Raw genomic sequence first — 18,654 nt, 5'->3', positions numbered from 1 at the left:
ATATATTGCAATTATGATTAATATTATGTATTATATAAGCAACGAAAGAGATTATTCTTCCAAACATGACGTATTGGGGAAAGGGGGCATCCACTCCGGCGGCCCTTTCCTACAGAAGGATCGCTTTCTTGCATCAAGAAAGTGGAGGGATTTGCAATCGAACTAACTTCCCGGCAACTACAAATTATCGACATTGTTAAAAAGAACGCTCCAATCACCGGCGAGCAGATTGCCGAAGCTTTGCGGCTCAGCCGCCCGACCATCCGCGCGGACCTGTCGCTGCTGGTCATGCTCGACTACATCGACGCGAAGCCGAAGGTCGGCTATTTCCCGGGAGGGAAATCTTCCCGAGGTCTTGGCAGCGGCTATCTGCTGCAGGAAACGAAGGTCAAGGATATTCAAAGCGTGCCCATTATTATCCGGGAGACGACAACGGTTCACGACGCGGTCGTTACGCTGTTCCTCCAGGATGTCGGCACACTTATCATTTGCGACGAAGACGGCAAGCTGACCGGGGTCGCCTCCCGCAAGGATTTCCTGAAGGTCACCCTTGGCAATCCCGGAGCCGCATCCATTCCGGTCAGCATGGTGATGACACGCCAGCCCAAGCTCATTACAGTCGAACCCGACGACACGGTGCTGGACGCCGCGCACAAAATGATTTTTCATGAGGTAGACAGTTTGCCGGTAGTGGTACCCTGCGAGGGAGAAGAAGCCATTGGAAAGCTGGATGTGGTAGGACGGCTGACCAAGACTTCCATCGTAAAGCTTCTCCTCGATACCGAAGCTAAAGGATAACGGAGGAATCAACAGAGCATGGATGAGCCTTCACATTTCATTACGATATGCTCAGATTCTTTAGGGGATACGGCGGAAGCTGTCGTTCAGGCCGTCTTACACCAATTCGAGAATCAGCGTGTCACGATCAAACGGTACGGAAATGTAAGACATGAGGATGAGCTGCGAAAGCTGCTTGAGGAAGCTGCCAAGCATAACGGCTTTGTCGCCTATACCTTGGTGCAGCCGGAGCTGCGGGAGACGATCCGCGAGGAAGCGGTCCGGTTGGACCTGCGCATCGTGGACATCATGGGGCCGATGATGCAGGCATTCATTGACACTTTCAATGATGAGCCCCGCCAGAGACCGGGCTTGCTGCATCAGCTCGATGAGAACTATTTCCGGCGGATCGAGGCGATTGAATTCACCGTCGCCAGTGACGACGGCCGGGATCTTGGCGCTATGCTGAAGGCGGACATCGTGCTGCTCGGCATGTCGCGCACCTCGAAGACGCCGCTTGGCATCTTTCTTGCCCACCGCGGCAAGAAAGTGGTCAATTATCCGATCGTGCCGGAGATCAGCCCGCCGGGCCAGCTGTTCAAGCTACCGCCCCAGCGGATGATCGGACTGACGATGGAGCCGGAGCATATGCTGAAGATCCGGTCGGAGCGTCTTAAGGTGCTGGGACTTCCGGTCGGTTCCCAGTATGCGAGCTTGGAACGGATCAAGGAAGAGATCCATTACGCCGAAGCGCTGTTCGAGCGGCTCGGCTGCCCGGTCATTGACATTACCGACAAGGCAATCGAGGAAACTGCCGGAATTATTATGGGTTACATTTAAAAGCAACCCAACAAAGTGAAGCGATGGCTTCGGGTGATGATTCCGAGTACTTTATGGGGACCCCGGATACCCTTTTTTCGCCTCACAAAGTGAAGCTAATAAGAGAAATTAATCATATGGATGGAGGGAATTAACTATGGAACGCGAATTGGCTCTTGAGATTGTACGGGTGACGGAATTGGGTGCTTTGGCTTCGGCAAGCTGGATTGGCCGCGGAGATAAGGATGCCGCCGATGATGCGGCGACAACGGCCATTCGTTCCATGTTCGATTCCGTCTCCATCGACGGGACCGTAGTCATTGGCGAAGGCGAAATGGACGACGCCCCCATGCTGTATATCGGCGAGAAGGTCGGCAACAAACGCGGACCGCTCGTCGACGTGGCTGTCGATCCGCTGGAAGGCACGGAGGTCGTCGCCGCCGGGCTGCAAAATGCCCAATCGGTCATCGCTATTGCCGACAAGGGCAGCCTGCTGCACGCTCCGGACATCTACATGGAGAAGCTGGCCTGCGGTCCCGAACTGGTGGGCAAGCTCAGCCTTGAGGACCCGGTGGAAATCACGCTGACCAAAGCCGCCCATCATCTTGGCAAATCGCTGTCCGAGATGACCGTCATGGTGCTCGACCGCGAGCGGCATGCAGGGCTGATTAACTCCCTCCGCCAGGCAGGGGTGCGCATCAAGCTGCTCAGCCACGGCGATGTAGCGGGAGCGATCGCAGCCGCTCTGCCGGAAAGCGGCGTCGACCTGTACCTTGGCTCCGGCGGCGCCCCGGAAGGCGTGCTTGCTGCAGCGGCGCTGAAATGCCTTGGCGGCGAAATGCAGGGCCAACTGCTGCCGCAAGGTCCGTTCGAGCTACAGCGCTGCATGCGGATGGGCATTGCCAATCCGACGCGCGTGCTGTACATGGATGATATGGTCGGAACGGGCGACGTGATTTTTGCCGCTACCGGGGTAACCTCCGGCGAATTCCTGAATGGCGTTCGCTTCATCGGCAAGGATCGCGCTGAGACGCATTCCGTCATCATGCGGGCGCAAAGCCGGACGATCCGCTACATCCGCAGCATCCATTTCCTTCCTGGCAAGAACATCCCGCAAGGAACTGCGGGCAAGAAGGTTGCTTCCCTGTAAATCATTCCATATTGCAGCAAACGAAGACCGTGCCCGCTCTCAAGTAGAGAGGCACGGTCTTCTTCATGCACAGCCGCCTGCTTGCTTACCGAAATTAAACGCCTAGCAGCTCAAATTTATAGCATATTGCGGATTCGGCTTGTTCGAAGCCCTCCTGAAGATACAATGCCTTTGCCCGCTCATTTTCGGCGTTAACGCACAGAATGGTTCCCGTATAGCCTTTTTCCTTGGCAAATTGCAGGGCGGCTCGCAGCAGAATTCTCCCCAGCCCTTTCCCCTGGTATTCCGGAAGGAGTGCGAGCGGCCCAATATTCATGATCGGCGAACCTTCATACTGGTCTGCGCTTCCCCTGACAATGCCCGCAGGCTTGTCCCCGTCATACAGGATCATCATTCCGCCGTCAATATAATCTTCCCCGGCAGCCATCTTCAGCACCATCTCAGGTGTAACGGGCGTTTCGCTGCCCTGAAGCTTGGCGAATCCCGCGTTTCGGATTCCGCTCCAAATTTCCGCATCGCTTTCCGGACGGAAAGGGCGGATTACATATCCATCCGGCAGGCTGAATGCCGCCGTCTCCCGGCAGCCATTTACGAGCAGGCAGGCATATCGCTCCACTACAAAATGCAGCTTCTCCAAAGCCCGCATCAGCTCCGGGTTGACCGATGGCACAAAAATATTTAACTTGTCCAGTCCCTCCGTATGCTTAAGCACAGCCGCTAACAGCATTTCAAATACTTTCATGTCTTCCGTTTCCGAATGAAATATTCTGAAGCGGCCCTTTCGTCCTCTCCGGTTGTAATCATCCACAATAAGTGAAGCAGCCGCTGTCAGCTTTCCCTCCGAGTTAACGGCGATGTAGGCAGGATTTTCCGGACCGGGCTGAAAGCCATTCAAATCCTCGTCGTACAGAAACGACTCATCGATCTCACTTCTATGTTTCTTGCAGTAGGCACCGAACTCCGCCAGCCGGTCAGGCTGCAATGCTTCAATTCTCAACTTCATCTTCCCCTTATGTATCATTCGCAGACAAGAGCGGCCCTCCGGGCCCTTTCAGGCTCGAGAGACCGCTCTTCGCTTTTTAGGCCTATCTCCACTTTGTTTCTCTTATAAAGTCTCTTAACACTTATTATACATAGATGTGTCTCTTCTGCCACGCGGGCCGGTTCGGCTGTCAAAATGTCACGCTGCCGCGCCCTTCAATCACCGATTTCTTTATGAAGGACCGGCAGATTATCGTGCGGACGCTGCTTGCGTTCCTTATTCATGTCATCTGTACCCGTAAGACCGAATCCATTGAATGCGCTATCAACAGACCCCGTAGCCCATCTGTCATTTATCGGATCATTGACTATTGAGTCGTCAGTCATCATGCTGTCAGGCATCGTATCACTATCTACATAATGATAGCTGTTCCGTGAGTTCCGCATTCGAAAAATTTCATAGACTTCGTTCTCCTGAGAGGTATCCGCATCGACAATAACCAGAATACAACCTTCATCCACATGAAAATTGTAGGTTTCCGCTTCATCCTCCGGAATGCCAAGACCGATCAGCCCGCCGACAAAACCGCCGGTTCCGGCGCCCACAACCGCACCGGTCAACGCCGCTGCAATGGGACCTGCCGCAATGATCGGCCCAATACCCGGGATTGCCAGCGCGCCAATACCGGCGAGCAGTCCGGTGACTCCGCCGAGCAGGCCGCCCGCCGCCGCTCCTGAAGCCATCCCTCCGATAGCTCTCGTTCCCGTTTCTTCGCTGATTGTCCTCATATCCTCTTTATTTCTCGCAATCACGGAGATATCCTCTGTTCGAAAACCATGACTCTTTAAATCCCCGATCGCATTAGACGCATCGTGCTCGTTCGTAAAGACGCCCACAATCCTCTTATTCATAACGATTACCTCCTGAAATTATTTAAATTTTAGATTAAATTACTCATAGCTTACTTAACCAAATCAATTGCGAATAAACGGTGAAGCAGCGGCCACTAAGAAGAATCCTCAAAAATAATTTCTAAACAGAAAAGAAACTGTAATATGATAAAAATTCGTCAAAAAATCCATCACAAGTCATAGTCGCGTTATTATATATTACGTAATATGTGAAATAATTTTCAGATTATTGAATCTTTTGGAACACTCACTCCTTTTTCCTTACAAACGATAACAAAAGGACTATACTTCATGCTAAAGGTGTAAATAAAAGCAACGCAAACCAAGGAGGAAAAACCATGAACATGCGGCTTAAGGTTTTAAAGAAACATCTGCTGTTTTGTTGCAGTGAGCACTGTAATAACCAGGACGTAGAAGAGGTTATGCAGGCTTTCAAGGAAGAGCTTGTTGAACAAGGGATCAATAAGACGGTTAAGATCAACAAGACCAGCTGTCTTGGCCTTTGCGGCAACGGCCCGTTTCTCATTGTCTATCCGGACGGAGTATGGTACTACAATGTGACCACCGACGATGTTCAGCGTATCGTTAAGGAGCATCTGGTCGAGGGCAATCCTGTTGACGAGCTGGTTATGCTGAAAATGGAAGCTTAAGCTTTCCGCACCCGAATACAAGAATAGGTCTCATCAACTGTTCGCCGGCTCCGTTTGGAACGCCGGTTTTTATTTTTTGCAAAATATTCATTCCAAAAAAGCACCCGCAAACCTTCCGTCACCCAAATACGGCGACCGGCTTGATTTGCGGGTGCTTGCACTTCCAGACCTGCTTGCGATTCGCGTTAACTTCAATTGATCAATTTACGGTTGCCTTTAAGGTATAATGAAGTGGTGAAGCGCTTGACCGCTATACCTTAATTTTCTAAGCAAGGAGCGCAAAATATGGCCATCTTTCATTACAACGCGGAGCAGCCATTCGGTGTCTCTCCGGATCTGCATCTCCTATTCTGGGGCCGAGAGCAATGCGCTCCCGGACATACCTTCGGTCCCGGCTTCAGAGAATACTATAAAATTCATTTCGTCCATAAAGGGACCGGCAAGGTTAGGGTGGGAGGACAATCCCATATCCTGTACCCGGGACAGGCCTTTCTGACTTATCCCCGGGTCGTTGCCTCCTACGCCGCCGATGAGAGCGACCCTTGGCACTACTCCTGGATCGCCTTCACGGGAGAAAGGGTGAAGCCGCTTCTGTCCAGAACAACCCTGTCGCCCGAATATCCCGTTTTTTCCATGGATGGCGTGGTGATGAACGGACTTTATGACAGGCTGACAGAGGCAGCCGCGACCAGCGGCGCACTCGACTTGCCATTAACGGCGATCCTGTACGAATTCCTGGCCGTTCTTCTTCGCACCGTCCCTGCGTCTGCCGAGGATTCCGCTGTGCAAGGACGCAAGAACGAGCATGTGGAGAAGTGCCTGCATTTTTTAGAGTCCCATTACTACGAGAATATCACGATGGAAATGATGTCCGAAATGCTGCAGCTTAACCGCAAATATGTATCTGCGCTCTTCAAGCAAGTTGTCGGCATGCCGCCGCGCCAGTACCTGCTGGGCTACCGTATGGCCAAAGCGTGCGAACTGCTCACCCGAACCGACTGCACCATCGGAGAGATTGCCCGCTCCATCGGTTACGAGGATGCGCTCCTGTTCTCGCGGATGTTCAAAAAGGTCCAAGGCTGCTCGCCCAAGAGCTACCGGGAAGGTCATGTGAATCTGACATTATGATATATATTCCTCCCTTGCTGACATTCGTTTGCCTCTCCGTTTCCGCTACAATGAAAGCGTAGCAATAACAGCTCGCCTAATCAGGGTGAACGCCAAAACATTGCAGGAGGGCAATCTACGATGTACACGGCCAATACGGACAGATACGAGAACATGGTTTATAACCGCTGCGGACGCAGCGGCGTGCGCCTGCCGGCGATTTCGCTCGGCCTATGGCATAACTTCGGCGGGATTGACGCGCTTGAGAACGGCAGAGCCATGATCCGAAGAGCGTTCGATCTGGGCATTACGCATTTCGATCTTGCGAACAATTACGGACCGCCCCCAGGCTCGGCTGAGGAGAACTTCGGCGCCATTTTGAAAAAAGATTTTCTTCCCTACCGGGACGAAATGATCATCTCCAGCAAAGCCGGGTTTTATATGTGGCCGGGTCCATACGGAGAATGGGGCTCCAAAAAATATCTCGTCGCCAGTCTCGATCAGAGTCTGAAACGGATGGGCCTGGATTATGTCGATATTTTCTACCACCACCGTCCTGACCCCGATACTCCGCTTGAGGAGACGATGGCCGCGCTGGATCTGATCGTCCGTCAAGGTAAGGCGCTGTACGTCGGCATTTCTAATTACCGCGCTGAAGAAGCCCGAGAAGCGATCCGCATTTTGCGGCAGCTCGGCACCCCATGCCTCATTCACCAGCCGAATTATTCCATGCTGTCCCGCTGGATCGAGGATGGGCTTCAAGATGTGCTTGAGGAGGAAGGCGTAGGTACGATCGCTTTTTCACCGCTGCAAAAAGGCATCCTGACAGACCGCTACCTGAACGGCATCGCGCCCGATTCCCGAGCGGCCGGACCAAGCGCATTCCTGTCCGAGAATGATCTCACGGAAGAGGTGCTAGGCAAGGTCCGGCGGCTTAATGAAGTGGCCTTGGCACGCGGACAGAAAATGTCCCAGCTCGCCTTGTCCTGGGTGCTTCGCGGAGGCAAGGTGACGTCGGCGCTGATCGGCGCAAGCAAGGTCAGCCAGATCGAAGACGCCGCCGCCGCAGTGAGAGCGCCCGAGCTCAGCGCGGAAGAGCTGGCGAAGATTGAGGAAATATTGCGGGGATAACTGTCCCAAATAGCGGGCACAACCAAACGGCCATGTATCTGCGGCTGCCTTCGGGCGGGGGCAGGTTCATGGCCGTATTTTTAAAAATATATACACAGAGGTATTATTCTATTCGCTGGTACTCCGTAATTAGTAATCAAGCTCTCGTTGTTCTGCTTGCGGAATAACTTACATAAAGAGGTTTGCGGTATAATCCCTAGACATTTCATAAAAAATATAACTGACAATAAATAAATTAATAAAGCCCATCACAAATATTTCGAACCCTCGACCTCTTCGGAAAAATAATCTGTTTATCTGGAACCCTAATGATATCCCCTCACCAATTAAACTTATAGGCAGAACTATAATGGAATACATTAAAAGCCCCAAAATTAGTTTCCAAAGTTGTCCTACAATAATAAGAATAACTATACTAATAATATGTATCCATGGCCATATGATAATAATCTTGTTTGCTAAAGTTGACTCCTTTATTAAAAACCCAAGAGTTATTCCTATTCCAACTAATAAAATAAAAAATAGACTAGAATATACTATGGGTACGGCTGAATGGCTAAATAGTTCTCCATCGTAACTATCAATCACTATACGACCAAATATAAAACATAATATAGTAAGAATAACAAGTATACAGATTTGAACAATTCTTACTGAACTCTTCATCCCTTTAACCTCACTTTTAGGTATTTCGTATAGCGCATTTTTGCGAGCAAGACCAAAAGTTCATCCACAAAGTATTCGCAAACTCTTTAACCAACCCGCCCGTTAGTTTAGAAGCAACACTTATATCGCTGAAGTTGATAGCTTTACTTTCTAAAAAAACTTCACCCTTCCTCTTCCCGCTTCCTGAACTCCCGCGGCGTCAGCCCCGTCGCCTTCTTGAACACGCGGCTGAAATACTTCTCGTCTTCATAACCGACCAGCTCGGAAATCCGCGACAGGCGCATCTCCGAATTTTGCAGCAGCTCCTTGGCCTTGTCGATCCGCAAATTCGTTAAGTAGTCGGACAGATTTTCACCTGTAACCTGCTTGAACTTACGCGAGACGTTCTCCCGGCTGAGGAAGAAGCGGTCGGCAATATGCTGCAGTGTAATCTCTTGCTGGTAATTCTTATCGAGGTAATCCCGGATTTCCCGCATGATTCGGCTGTCCGAGGTGCGGGAAAGCTTGCTTTCGCCGACCATTGCTAACAGATACGCCTTAAGCCCTTCCCTCCAGCGTTCAATAGAGAAGTTACCGCTCTCATCCATCCCCGCCGGGAAGGACGGCTCATCACTCAAAGCCTCCTCGCTTCCGGCCCATTCCTGCCGCCACTTGGTCAGCACATGCTTAAGCCGTTCCTCCCAAGCTTTAAGGCCGCTCATGGTCAGCACACCGCTTCCGGCTACCGAATCGGTCCATTCCTCAAGACTTCGGACGGCTTTCTCCGCATCCCCCGACAGCAGCGAGAGTCCAAGCTTCTCCAGCAGTTCTGCGGTCTTTACCCCTCCGTCCGCCGCCGCTTCGGGTAGATCCTTCCGGTACAAATGAATGCGGTTTCCAGTCTCTAGAAGATTCCGCCCCGCAAGCGCCTGTCTCGCCTGCGTAAACGCGGCGCACAGCCGTTCCGGAAAGGGAAGGACCGTGCTTAGCCCGATGTCGAGCGGAATGCCGTACGCCCGCTTAACCGACTCGTTAATCTCTAGCAGCAGGCTCTCCGCCTCATCCACAACGTCCCAGAACAGCACGGCCACATCCGCGCCTTCATGCCAATAACGAAACGCAAAGCCCCGCTTCCGCGAGCTTACGATTTCATTGCAGACATTGGCCAGAACGAAAGAAGTCAGCTGAATATCCCCCTGGAACCTTTGCAGCAGCTGGCCTCCCGAGGACTGCAGTGAAATGACGGCTGTCCGGCAGCGCTTGGCGCTCCTTGGAAGCCCGAGCTCCTCGAACAGCGCCTCCTCCAGGTCCTGAAAGGAGATGGTGCCGTTAACCAGATCCGAAAGCGTCTTATCCCAGTACAGCGGACGGAGAACGTTGAGCTGGATATTTTGATGAAAGGTCCGTTCCCGCTCCAGCTTCTCCTCCTTCCATTTCTGAAAGGCGCGCTCGGCGGCGGCGATCAGCTGCTTGCTGTTCAGCGGCTTAAGCAGATAGTCGATTCCCCCGTAGACAATAGCCGGTTTGACATAATCGAAATCCTGATAGCCGCTGATTACGATGGTCTTCGTGTAAGGAGAATAGCGGTGCAGCCATTCCAGCAGCTTGGCGCCGTCCATGAGCGGCATCCGCATATCTGTAAACACAACCGCCGGCTGCTGCTCCAGAATGATTTCCATCGCTTCCTGGCCATTCGTGGCTTCGTATATGTCGCGAACGCCGTATTTTTCCCAGGGTACGAAATAGCGGATGGCTTCGCGCACATGTTTTTCATCGTCTACAATCAGTACTTTCATTCCGCTCCCTCTTCCTTCCTAAAGGCCGTATCATCCAGGGGTATGATCAATACAACTTCCGCTCCATCTTCACCGGTTTGCAGCAGGAGCTGCGATCTTTCGCTGATCTGAAGGCGGAGTCTCGCCAGCACGTTGCGGAGTCCGATTCCACCCTCCCCGCTGTGCTCCGTCCGTTCAAGACAGTCTCTTACTTCTTTTAAACGTTCATCCGGAATGCCTTTGCCGTTGTCACGGACCCTAATGACCAGCCGACCTTCCGCATCCAGTTTGCCTGTAATGGTGATCACTCCATCCTTAATCCCGTCGCGGAAACCGTGCTTGAATATGTTCTCGACCAATGGCTGCAGGATCATTTTCGGCACAAAAATGCCGCTTGCTCTTCCCTCAATGTCGACGTCCATCCGCAAATTCTCCTCGCCGAAGCGTTCCCTTTGTAGAGCCACATAATTTTGCACATGCTCAACCTCGTCCTGAAGCGTCACCTGGTTCCCGTCCGTCGTCATGGAATACCGCATCATACTGCCCAAGGAATAAATGAGATCGTATATTTTCGGCGCGTTATACCTCAGGGACAGGGTGGCAATCGATTGCAGCGCATTGTACAAAAAATGCGGATTAACCTGGGCCTGCAGCACCTTTAGCTGGTTCGTCTTATTGGCAATTTCCAGCCGGTATTCCTGAAGGATCAAGTCGTTGATCGTACGGGTCATATCGGTAATCTTGCGGGCCAGCAGCCCGAATTCATCCACGCGCACCAAATCGACGGAAGCGTCCAGCTGTCCGATCTGCACCTTCTGCGTATAGGAAATCAGCTTCTTAATCGGTCTTGTAAAGCCGATGGAGATCAGGACGCCCGCAATTCCCGCGATAATCAGAAAAAGCACGCCGATTCCGGTATTAATGCGGCTGATGGTTCGCGCGTCTCTGTACAGGTCTTCGTAGGGCACCAGCTTAATAATATTGCCTTTAAAAATAGCCGAGTCTATATGTCTATACATAATAATACCCTTGAACTCCTTATTATTCCACGAAAAATGGCCGCTGCTTGCTCCCTGCGGAAGCTTGCTCCAGCCTGCTTCAATCGGCTTGCCGATCCACTCGCCGCCCGAAGCGTACAGGACCTTTCCCTGCTCATCCACAATATAGAGACGCTCGGTTTCGGAGTTGTACATCGACTTGGCTATTGCTTCCAGCTCCGTCAGCCGGAAGTCGAGCGACAGATCGGCAATCACTTCGTCGCTGGGCGTCCGGTAGATGGGATAATGAGCGCTGAACACCGGCGTCGCTCCCGCTTTATAGTTCGGAAATCCCGACTTTATACCGTATTGATGATCCATATGCGTCGCTTCCACGAAAGGCCGGACCGGTCCGCCCGGATTGGAAAGAGGCGTGTACCGGGGATTGTACTCCCTGCGGAACTGCCCCTGCAGCAGCGTGTTAGACTGTTTGTTAGCCCTTACATAAAGATGGATCTGAAAAATATTCCGGTCTAACAGGAAGAAATTATACAACTGGGTGGACACGATGTTGCGGTTATCCGGCTGAACGGCCCCTTTTGGAAGCGCATTCGGATTCTTGACTGATAAAATGGAGGTATAGAACGAGCTCTGTACATTGATCCCGCTGTATATGCTCAGCGCACGCTGATTGATTCCCTGAAAATAATTATCCAGGTTGGCCGCCCCGAGCGCCAGCAGCTTGCGGTTCTGTTCTACGGACTGCTCGGTCACCGATTGCTTCGTGTATAGATACGAGAATATGACCGAGACGCCAGCTGGAATGACGGCGGCCAGCAGCACGAGCGCCATCAGCCGGTTGCGAATGCTGTGTTTGAACATGTGTCTTATTCCTCCTTGGCTCTCCCACCTGCCTGCCCAAGCCGCAATATAATCCACCTTAACGGTCACCAAATTGAGTGTTGACGGCTCTCCGCTCTACCTATAATGAAGGTGTAAGGCAATGATACTACGTAAAAAGGAGATCCGCCATGAGAAAAGCGCTGGGCATTCAAAAGGGCTGGGAACAGTCCACCGTAAATAGGAAATCCGCTCTGAGACACGCTCTGGGTATTCAAAAGGGCTGGGGACAGCAGATTGTATTTTTAGGTCCATGTCTGATTTTCTTCCTGACGATTGTGATCACCCCTTTCGTTCTCGGATTTTACTACTCTTCGACCAACTGGAACGGGCTGGACCTGGATAAAGCGGTATGGACAGGCTCGGCCAACTGGAGCCGCATTCTGCATGACGACAATTTCTGGCACTCGCTGTATTTCACGCTTCGCTTCACCGTCGTTTCTGTTGTAATCGCTAACATTTTGGCGCTTCTGCTGGCTTTTGTGCTGATGGCGTCGCTTAAGACCAAGAAAGTGCTTCGGACGGTCTTCTTTATGCCCAATGTCATCGGCGGCATCCTGCTCGGCTATATTTGGCAGTTCATCTTCACTAAAGGCTTCGCCACCATCGGCGACCTGACGAACATTCCCTTCTTCACCCTTCCATGGCTCGGAACGCCAAATACCGGTTTTTGGGGACTCATCATCGTATTCGTGTGGCAGACCGCAGGTTATATGATGGTCATCTACATCGCGTCTCTCGCCGGCATTCCGAAGGATTTGATCGAGGCAGCCAAGATTGACGGCGCGCGTCCTTACCAGCTTTTTAAAAGCGTTTATGTGCCCCTCATTATGCCGGCCATCACAATCTGCCTGTTCCTTACGACCTCCAACGCGTTCAAAATGTTCGACCTCAACCTGTCGCTGACCAAAGGCGGGCCGGGAACCTCGACGCAATCGCTGGCCTATAACATTTATTCGGAAGCGCTGATTAACAACCGTTACGGGCTGGGAACCGCCAAAGCGCTGTTGTTCTTCGCCGCCGTATCGATCATCACGGTTACGCAGGTTATCATTACCAAGCGCAAGGAGGTATCCGCATAATGAACGTCAGCACATACAAGTCCAAAACCTTCATTCTCGAAATTCTTGCTGTCCTGCTCGCGGTCCTGTTTCTGGCGCCCTTCTATTTGGTGCTGACGAACTCGGTGAAAACCTTGAAGGAAATTTTGCTCGACGCCGCCTCGTTTCCCCAGCTTTTTCATTGGAGCAACTACAGCGATGTGTGGAAAGTGATCGATTTTCCGCAGGCGTTCTTTAATTCCCTGCAAATTACGGTGTTCAGCGTCATATTCATTGTCCTGTTCAGCTCAATGGCCGCCTACCAAATTGTTAGAAGACCTACGAAGTTCAACTCTTTTGTCTTCCTGCTGCTGGTCGCGGCCATGATCATTCCGTTTCAATCGCTGATGCTTCAGCTTGTAAGGATTACCAGTCTGCTTGAGCTGCGCGGAGAGCTGTACGGGATCGTCGCCTGTTATCTCGGTTTCGGCATGCCGCTGTCGGTCTTCCTGTTCCACGGCTTTATCAAGACCGTACCTCTTGAGCTGGAAGAAGCAGCCCGGGTGGACGGCTCCAATCCTTACGGCGTCTTTTTCCGGATCGTCTTCCCGCTGCTGATGCCTATCATGGTTACGGTTGTTATCCTGAACACGCTGTGGATTTGGAACGACTACCTTCTGCCTGTCCTGATTATTGGCGGCAACAAGGATTTGACCACACTGCCGCTTGCCGTCACCAAATTTTTCGGTCAATATACTAAGAAGTGGGACCTTGCTCTCGCAGGTCTGGTAATGGCTATCACCCCGATCCTGCTGTTCTTCCTCGTTCTGCAAAAATATATCGTCGAGGGGGTAACCGCCGGTTCCGTTAAAGGCTGACATGCCAGCAACAATATCCACCTTTTCAGACAAAATATTAAGTGTTGGCATGCGTCACATTGAATTACGATCATGTTGTAAGCACTTACAAAACAGGGAGGCAGAAAAATGAAGAAACGGTTCGCATTTCTAATCGCAATCGTTTGCGTCCTTATTATTGCGGGTTGCGGCAACGGGGGGAATAACAATTCCGCCGCCGAGGGCACGAACAGCGGCACATCAGGGACCGCGGCTCCTGCGGCATCGGAAGCGCCCAAAAAAGATGTGACGATCAAAGTATTCCAGTTCAAAGTAGAGATCGCCGAACAACTCAATGCCCTTGCCGAAGAGTATCAGAAGGAAACCGGAGTCAAGGTTGAAGTGGAAACCCATGGCGGCGGGGAAGACTACGGCGCGCTGTTGAAGGCTGAAATCGCTTCCGGATCGGAGCCTGAAATCTTCAACAACGGCGGTTTCGCCGCACTTGTCCCTTATATGGACCGGGCAACCGACCTGTCGGACCAGCCTTGGGCAAGCAGTTTGATCGATACTTCCAAGATTCCTACAACCGTGGACGGCAAGCTGTACGGCCTGCCGATGAACGTGGAAGGCTATGGTCTGATCTACAACAAGGACCTGTTCGCCAAAGCGGGCATTACCGAAGAACCGAAGACACTGCCGCAGCTCAAAGATGCAGTCGCCAAGCTGAAAGCCGCCGGCATCACCCCTTTTGAAGCAACCAATGAATGGTGGTCGCTGGGTATTCACCTTGTAAATGTGGCGATGGCCAACCAACCCGATCCGGCTGCGTACATCGAAGATTTGAAAGCGGGCAAACAAACGATCAAAGGCAATGAAGTGTTCAAGCAATGGCTGGATCTTGTGGATGTTATCTTCAACAACGCCCAAGACAATAAAGTGACTACCGACTATGCGACCCAAGTCGCCGATTTCGCCTCAGGCAAAGCAGCCATGATGATGCAAGGCAACTGGACGCAAGGAGACATCGACAAGATTGATCCTGCGCTGAAGCTCGGCCTGCTGCCGCTTCCGATTAGCGACAAAGAAGGACATATCTACGTCGGCGTGCCGAACAACTGGATCGTGAACAGCAAATCGGCTCATCCGGAAGAAGCCAAGGCCTTCCTCAATTGGATGGTCACCTCGGAAACCGGCAAGAAATATTTGACCAAAGACTTTAAATTCATTCCGGCTCTGTCCAACATTCCGACCACCGCTGAAGATATCGGCCAAGTCGCCGTAGCCGTACAGGAACAATCGAAGACGGCTCTGAGCTGGAACTGGGACAGATTCCCGGATGGCGTGACTCAAGGCTTCGGCGCCGCAATGCAGGAATATCTGGGCGGCCAGATCAATCGCGATCAGCTGCTTGATAAGCTGGATAAAGCCGTTCAAGACATCGTAAAACAATAATAAGGCCCGTAGGCCTTATCAATAATTGGCGAGCCTCCTGGCAGCAGCCGTTCAGGATAAAGATCTGAACAGCCGGCTAAGGAGGCTCGCTTTATAATATGTCGGCTCATCCTGTTTGGCTTAGGCACTAGCTGCACATCCACGTAAACATGATCCTTTCGAAAAAATAAACCAAGTTATTTACCCTTCATTTATACGAATAAACCCATGTCTAAATACCTATTTTTTAACATATCTATGCATTCATTTAACAAAATGATTCATTTGTCTCATATGGATTCCGATAATAAAAATGTATTCATTACCAAAGAAGGGAGGACTATCGGTCTATTTCAGTTAAAAGTAAACTAAATCAAATAAAGACTGGTGGGGTGTTTGGCAAGTGAGAAAAAAGAATAGCATTTTGAAAAAGAGTCTCATGGTAATGCTGATTGTATGCATGAGTTTGGCTTCATTCGGCCAAGCTTTTGCGGCTGACGTCAATTCGGGCAAAGCAAGCGATACTGCGGGCCACTGGGCAGAAAGCACTCTTAAAGAGTGGCAGCAGCAGGGGTTAATTGCAGGATACCAGGACGGATCGCTTAAGCCGGATCACAAAATTACCCGCGCAGAGTTTACAGCACTGATTAACAAATCATTCGGCTATACCAATACAGCCGCCATCTCGTACAAAGACGTTAAGGAAGCAGATTGGTATTATAACGATGTTGCCAAGGCAGTGGCGGCGGGATACATAACCGGCTATACGGACAAGACTTTTAAGCCGAATAAGCCTCTTACCCGGGAGGAACTGGCAGTTGTTGTTTCCTCTCTGCTGCAGCTGAAGGAATCATCTTCTCCTGCCTCATTTACAGATACCCAAGCTAGCCGGGCATGGAGTATCGGCAAAATTTCAGCTGTAGTTGAAGCCGGACTTATGAAAGGATACAGCGGGAAGTTTAGACCGTTGCAGACCGCCACAAGAGCTGAAGCGGTTGTCGTTCTGGACCGGGCGCTTAAGACGCGCGCAGCCAGTAAAACCGTCGTTTACGATAAGGCAGGAAGTTACGGTCCGGAGACTGGAATCGCCACAATCACCGGCTCCGTATATCTCAATGCGCCGGACATTGTTCTCAGAAATACCGTAATTAACGGTAATCTGATCATCGGCGAAGAGGTAGGCAAAGGCGACATCACTTTGAAAAACGTCACAGTTAAAGGAACGACTACGATTAACGGCGGCGGAAAGAACAGTATCCATGTGGATGATTCTGTGCTGGTAACCGTAATCGTGAACAAACAGGACGGAAGCATCCGCATTGTCACCGAGGGCTCCGGCTCTGTCCAGCAGATTACGCTTCAATCCGGTGCGCTCCTAGAGGAGGGTCCTGGCAGTGGTAACGGTTTCGGGCAGGTCAACCTTTCCGCACTGATACCGGCGAATGCTCAGGTTGGTTTGGCGGGAACCTTTGAGACAGTGGATGTATTTGCCGCCTCTATCCGGGTCAATCTGACCGCAGGCTCTATTCAAAATCTGCAGGTTGCTTCCTCTGCCTCGAATACAGGCATCGATATCGCTGCAGGAGCCAGCGTTAATACGCTGATTCTGAATGCTCCCGTCAGAGTCACCGGACAGGGTTCAATCGGTACAGCCATTATTAATGTTTCCGGTTCAACCATCTCGCAGACTCCGGCCAATGTGGTTCGGGCTGCTAATGTAACAGTTGTCATTGGGATACCGGTAGACCCAGGAAGCGGAAGCAGCAGCCCTGTCACGCAAACCGTTTACGGGTTTGAGGGCAGAATTACAGATGTGGATGATCAACCGGTTGCTGATATGACCATTCATTTCCGCAGAGGCTTGGGAGTTACCTCAGGCGATATTGCCGCCACCGTCGTAACGGATACGTATGGCTATTATTTTGCCAACCTGGCTCCTGGCATCTACACCGGGGAACTGGTCAAACCGGGCTTTATTACAACTTATGTCGTGGGCGTTTCGCTTAGCGATTATAAGAATACGGAACAAAACGCCACGGCCATCAAAATTCCGGCTGCCGACGAGATTCGAATCGTGCTCACCTGGAACGAGAAGCCACTCGATGAAGACTCTCACCTTGTCGGGCCAACGCCGAATAATAAGGCCTTCCATACATGGTACGCCGATAAGAAATATGGATACAACGGCGAACTCTACGCCGATCTGGATCACGATGATACTGATTCATATGGACCTGAAACGACTACAATACGCAAGCGTGTGGACGGAACGTACACTTTCTATGTCCACAACTACAGCGGTAACGGACCGGGTGGAGCCGATACCTTATCCGCTTCGGGCGCCAAGGTAGAAATCTATAATGGTTCCAATGCGACACCAGTCAAGATTTATCATATTCCGGCTGGAAGCGGCAAAGAAATCTATTGGAATGTATTTAATATGACGGTAAACGGCGGCAGCTTAGATTTTGAGGACAAGAACGAACTGACGGAAACCGAGCCTCGCGCCAATGAAGATTTTGATGAAGGAATGGTTAACGCTAGACCGGTATCTGATAGCATCAATGTAGAGAATAATCCCGGAGCAACCGACGTTGTAACAGTGGGCGGTCTTTCCGCAGGAGAAGTTGTTAATGTGTACAATGATTATTACAATCTTATCGCGCAATCCGCTCCTGTTCAGGCTGGCTCTAACAGCGTGAAGTTGAGTGGTCTGGATCTCGGAACAGGTAGCAGCACTATTTATGTTTCAATAACCCGTCCTGTCATGGGAGAGAGCCCTCTTTTACCAGTAACTATACTAGGAGAAGCGGAGTATGCGGAACTAAAAACAACGGTTGCCGCCGCTTTTGCCGACCATGAGGTACCCGTAACTTTAGCGGTATACCAAGATGTATATTTGGCAGATCCGGAAGTGCTTCTGCCTCCGGACTTACAGGTTAAAGTCATCGGTCTGGAGCCGGTCTCGACGGTCAGTGACGATGTCTATCTGAAGAACGACAACAGCAAGGTATATCTGAACGGATATAATGGAACGCTTGAACCCGTTCAATACAAGGTCACGCTGCAACTTAGACGTGGGTTCTCCTCTGTAACGAAAGAGCTTATTTTGACCGTTCCTACGGTAGAATCCGTGTTGAACAGCAGAGTTGCTTTCGCCCGCGGACGGAACGAAGGACTCAATGACGCCAATTTACAGGCTGCCATTGATCAAGCTGAGCTTGTTATAGATAACCCGCAATCCACACCGGAAGAATACTTGAATGCATTGCTTAGCTTGGACCATGCGCTACAACAAGTTGGCTAACTAGCCCTAGCAGGGGACGATCCCCCTTTTTTCAGCCCTTTCAGCTTCCCTCAGGGAAGCCGGAAGGGCTTCTTTATATTCGTTCATCAGAACCTTATCTAAAAAAAGAAGCCTCCCATAAGTTCATTGAACTCATGAGAGGCTTAGATTGGCGAGCCTCCTGGCAGCAGCCGTTCAGAATAAAAGATCTGAACAGCCGGCTCAGCCTGTTTG

General features: G+C 51.1%; 14 protein-coding genes. 10 read left to right on the top strand and 4 right to left on the bottom strand.

Going from position 1 to position 18,654, the window contains the following annotated elements:
- Positions 1–141 precede the first annotated feature (141 nt).
- The 3 genes from VK70_RS02330 (at position 142) to glpX (ending at position 2,746) form a co-directional block, all read left to right on the top strand.
- A complete protein-coding gene (locus VK70_RS02330; RefSeq protein ID WP_046722747.1) occupies positions 142–798 on the top strand; it encodes a helix-turn-helix transcriptional regulator in 657 nt (218 codons plus the stop codon).
- 18 nt (positions 799–816) lie between these two features.
- Entirely contained in the window at positions 817–1,617 is an 801-nt protein-coding gene (locus VK70_RS02325) for a pyruvate, water dikinase regulatory protein (protein ID WP_025699659.1), read from the top strand.
- 136 nt (positions 1,618–1,753) lie between these two features.
- On the top strand, positions 1,754–2,746 hold the full coding sequence (gene glpX / locus VK70_RS02320) for a class II fructose-bisphosphatase (RefSeq protein ID WP_025699662.1): 993 nt from the start codon (positions 1,754–1,756) through the stop codon (positions 2,744–2,746).
- 94 nt (positions 2,747–2,840) lie between these two features.
- On the opposite strand, the gene VK70_RS26235 is transcribed toward glpX, so the two are convergent.
- Together VK70_RS26235 and VK70_RS02310 are read right to left on the bottom strand one after the other, a co-directional pair.
- The gene (locus VK70_RS26235) at positions 2,841–3,743 is read right to left on the bottom strand and encodes a GNAT family N-acetyltransferase (RefSeq protein WP_025699663.1); all 903 of its coding nucleotides are present in this window, start codon (positions 3,741–3,743) and stop codon (positions 2,841–2,843) included.
- Positions 3,744–3,943: 200 nt separating this feature from the next.
- Positions 3,944–4,639 (bottom strand): general stress protein, encoded by a 696-nt coding sequence (locus VK70_RS02310; protein ID WP_025699664.1) that lies wholly within the window; start codon positions 4,637–4,639, stop codon positions 3,944–3,946.
- Positions 4,640–4,977: 338 nt separating this feature from the next.
- Between VK70_RS02310 and VK70_RS02305 the strand changes: the two genes are divergently transcribed.
- The 3 genes from VK70_RS02305 to VK70_RS02295 all read left to right on the top strand — a co-directional run bounded on the left by VK70_RS02305 (position 4,978) and on the right by VK70_RS02295 (position 7,527).
- Positions 4,978–5,289: a (2Fe-2S) ferredoxin domain-containing protein gene (locus tag VK70_RS02305; RefSeq protein WP_025333537.1), complete on the top strand. Its 312-nt coding sequence runs from the start codon at positions 4,978–4,980 to the stop codon at positions 5,287–5,289.
- A gap of 285 nt (positions 5,290–5,574) precedes the next feature.
- Complete coding sequence (locus tag VK70_RS02300) at positions 5,575–6,417, top strand: AraC family transcriptional regulator (RefSeq protein WP_025699666.1); 843 nt, start codon at positions 5,575–5,577, stop codon at positions 6,415–6,417.
- 120 nt (positions 6,418–6,537) lie between these two features.
- Positions 6,538–7,527 (top strand): aldo/keto reductase, encoded by a 990-nt coding sequence (locus VK70_RS02295; protein ID WP_025699668.1) that lies wholly within the window; start codon positions 6,538–6,540, stop codon positions 7,525–7,527.
- Positions 7,528–8,354: 827 nt separating this feature from the next.
- On the opposite strand, the gene VK70_RS02285 is transcribed toward VK70_RS02295, so the two are convergent.
- On the bottom strand, positions 8,355–9,968 hold the full coding sequence (locus VK70_RS02285; protein WP_025699671.1) for a response regulator: 1,614 nt from the start codon (positions 9,966–9,968) through the stop codon (positions 8,355–8,357).
- Entirely contained in the window at positions 9,965–11,806 is a 1,842-nt protein-coding gene (locus VK70_RS02280) for a cache domain-containing sensor histidine kinase (protein WP_025699673.1), read from the bottom strand. The genes VK70_RS02285 and VK70_RS02280 overlap by 4 nt, the downstream gene beginning before the upstream one ends.
- Before the next feature lie 149 nt (positions 11,807–11,955).
- Here VK70_RS02280 and VK70_RS02275 point away from each other — a divergent pair, with 149 nt between their 5' ends.
- From VK70_RS02275 to VK70_RS26230, 4 genes are all read left to right on the top strand, one after another.
- Positions 11,956–12,906: a carbohydrate ABC transporter permease gene (locus tag VK70_RS02275; RefSeq protein ID WP_081755013.1), complete on the top strand. Its 951-nt coding sequence runs from the start codon at positions 11,956–11,958 to the stop codon at positions 12,904–12,906.
- Positions 12,906–13,742 (top strand): carbohydrate ABC transporter permease, encoded by an 837-nt coding sequence (locus tag VK70_RS02270; RefSeq protein ID WP_025699675.1) that lies wholly within the window; start codon positions 12,906–12,908, stop codon positions 13,740–13,742. Before VK70_RS02275 ends, VK70_RS02270 begins: the two co-directional genes overlap by 1 nt.
- A gap of 108 nt (positions 13,743–13,850) precedes the next feature.
- Positions 13,851–15,155, top strand: a complete 1,305-nt coding sequence (locus VK70_RS02265; RefSeq protein WP_025699677.1) for an ABC transporter substrate-binding protein — start codon at positions 13,851–13,853, stop codon at positions 15,153–15,155.
- A 382-nt stretch (positions 15,156–15,537) separates the two neighbouring features.
- Positions 15,538–18,441: an S-layer homology domain-containing protein gene (locus VK70_RS26230; RefSeq protein ID WP_081754978.1), complete on the top strand. Its 2,904-nt coding sequence runs from the start codon at positions 15,538–15,540 to the stop codon at positions 18,439–18,441.
- The last annotated feature ends 213 nt before the right edge of the window (positions 18,442–18,654 follow it).

Origin of the sequence: Paenibacillus durus ATCC 35681, from assembly GCF_000993825.1 — a bacterium.
Taxonomy (GTDB): Bacteria; Bacillota; Bacilli; order Paenibacillales; family Paenibacillaceae; genus Paenibacillus_AQ; species Paenibacillus_AQ durus_B.
The sequence above is the reverse complement of the archived record's forward strand: the minus strand, read 5'-3'. Positions and strand labels throughout refer to the sequence as shown.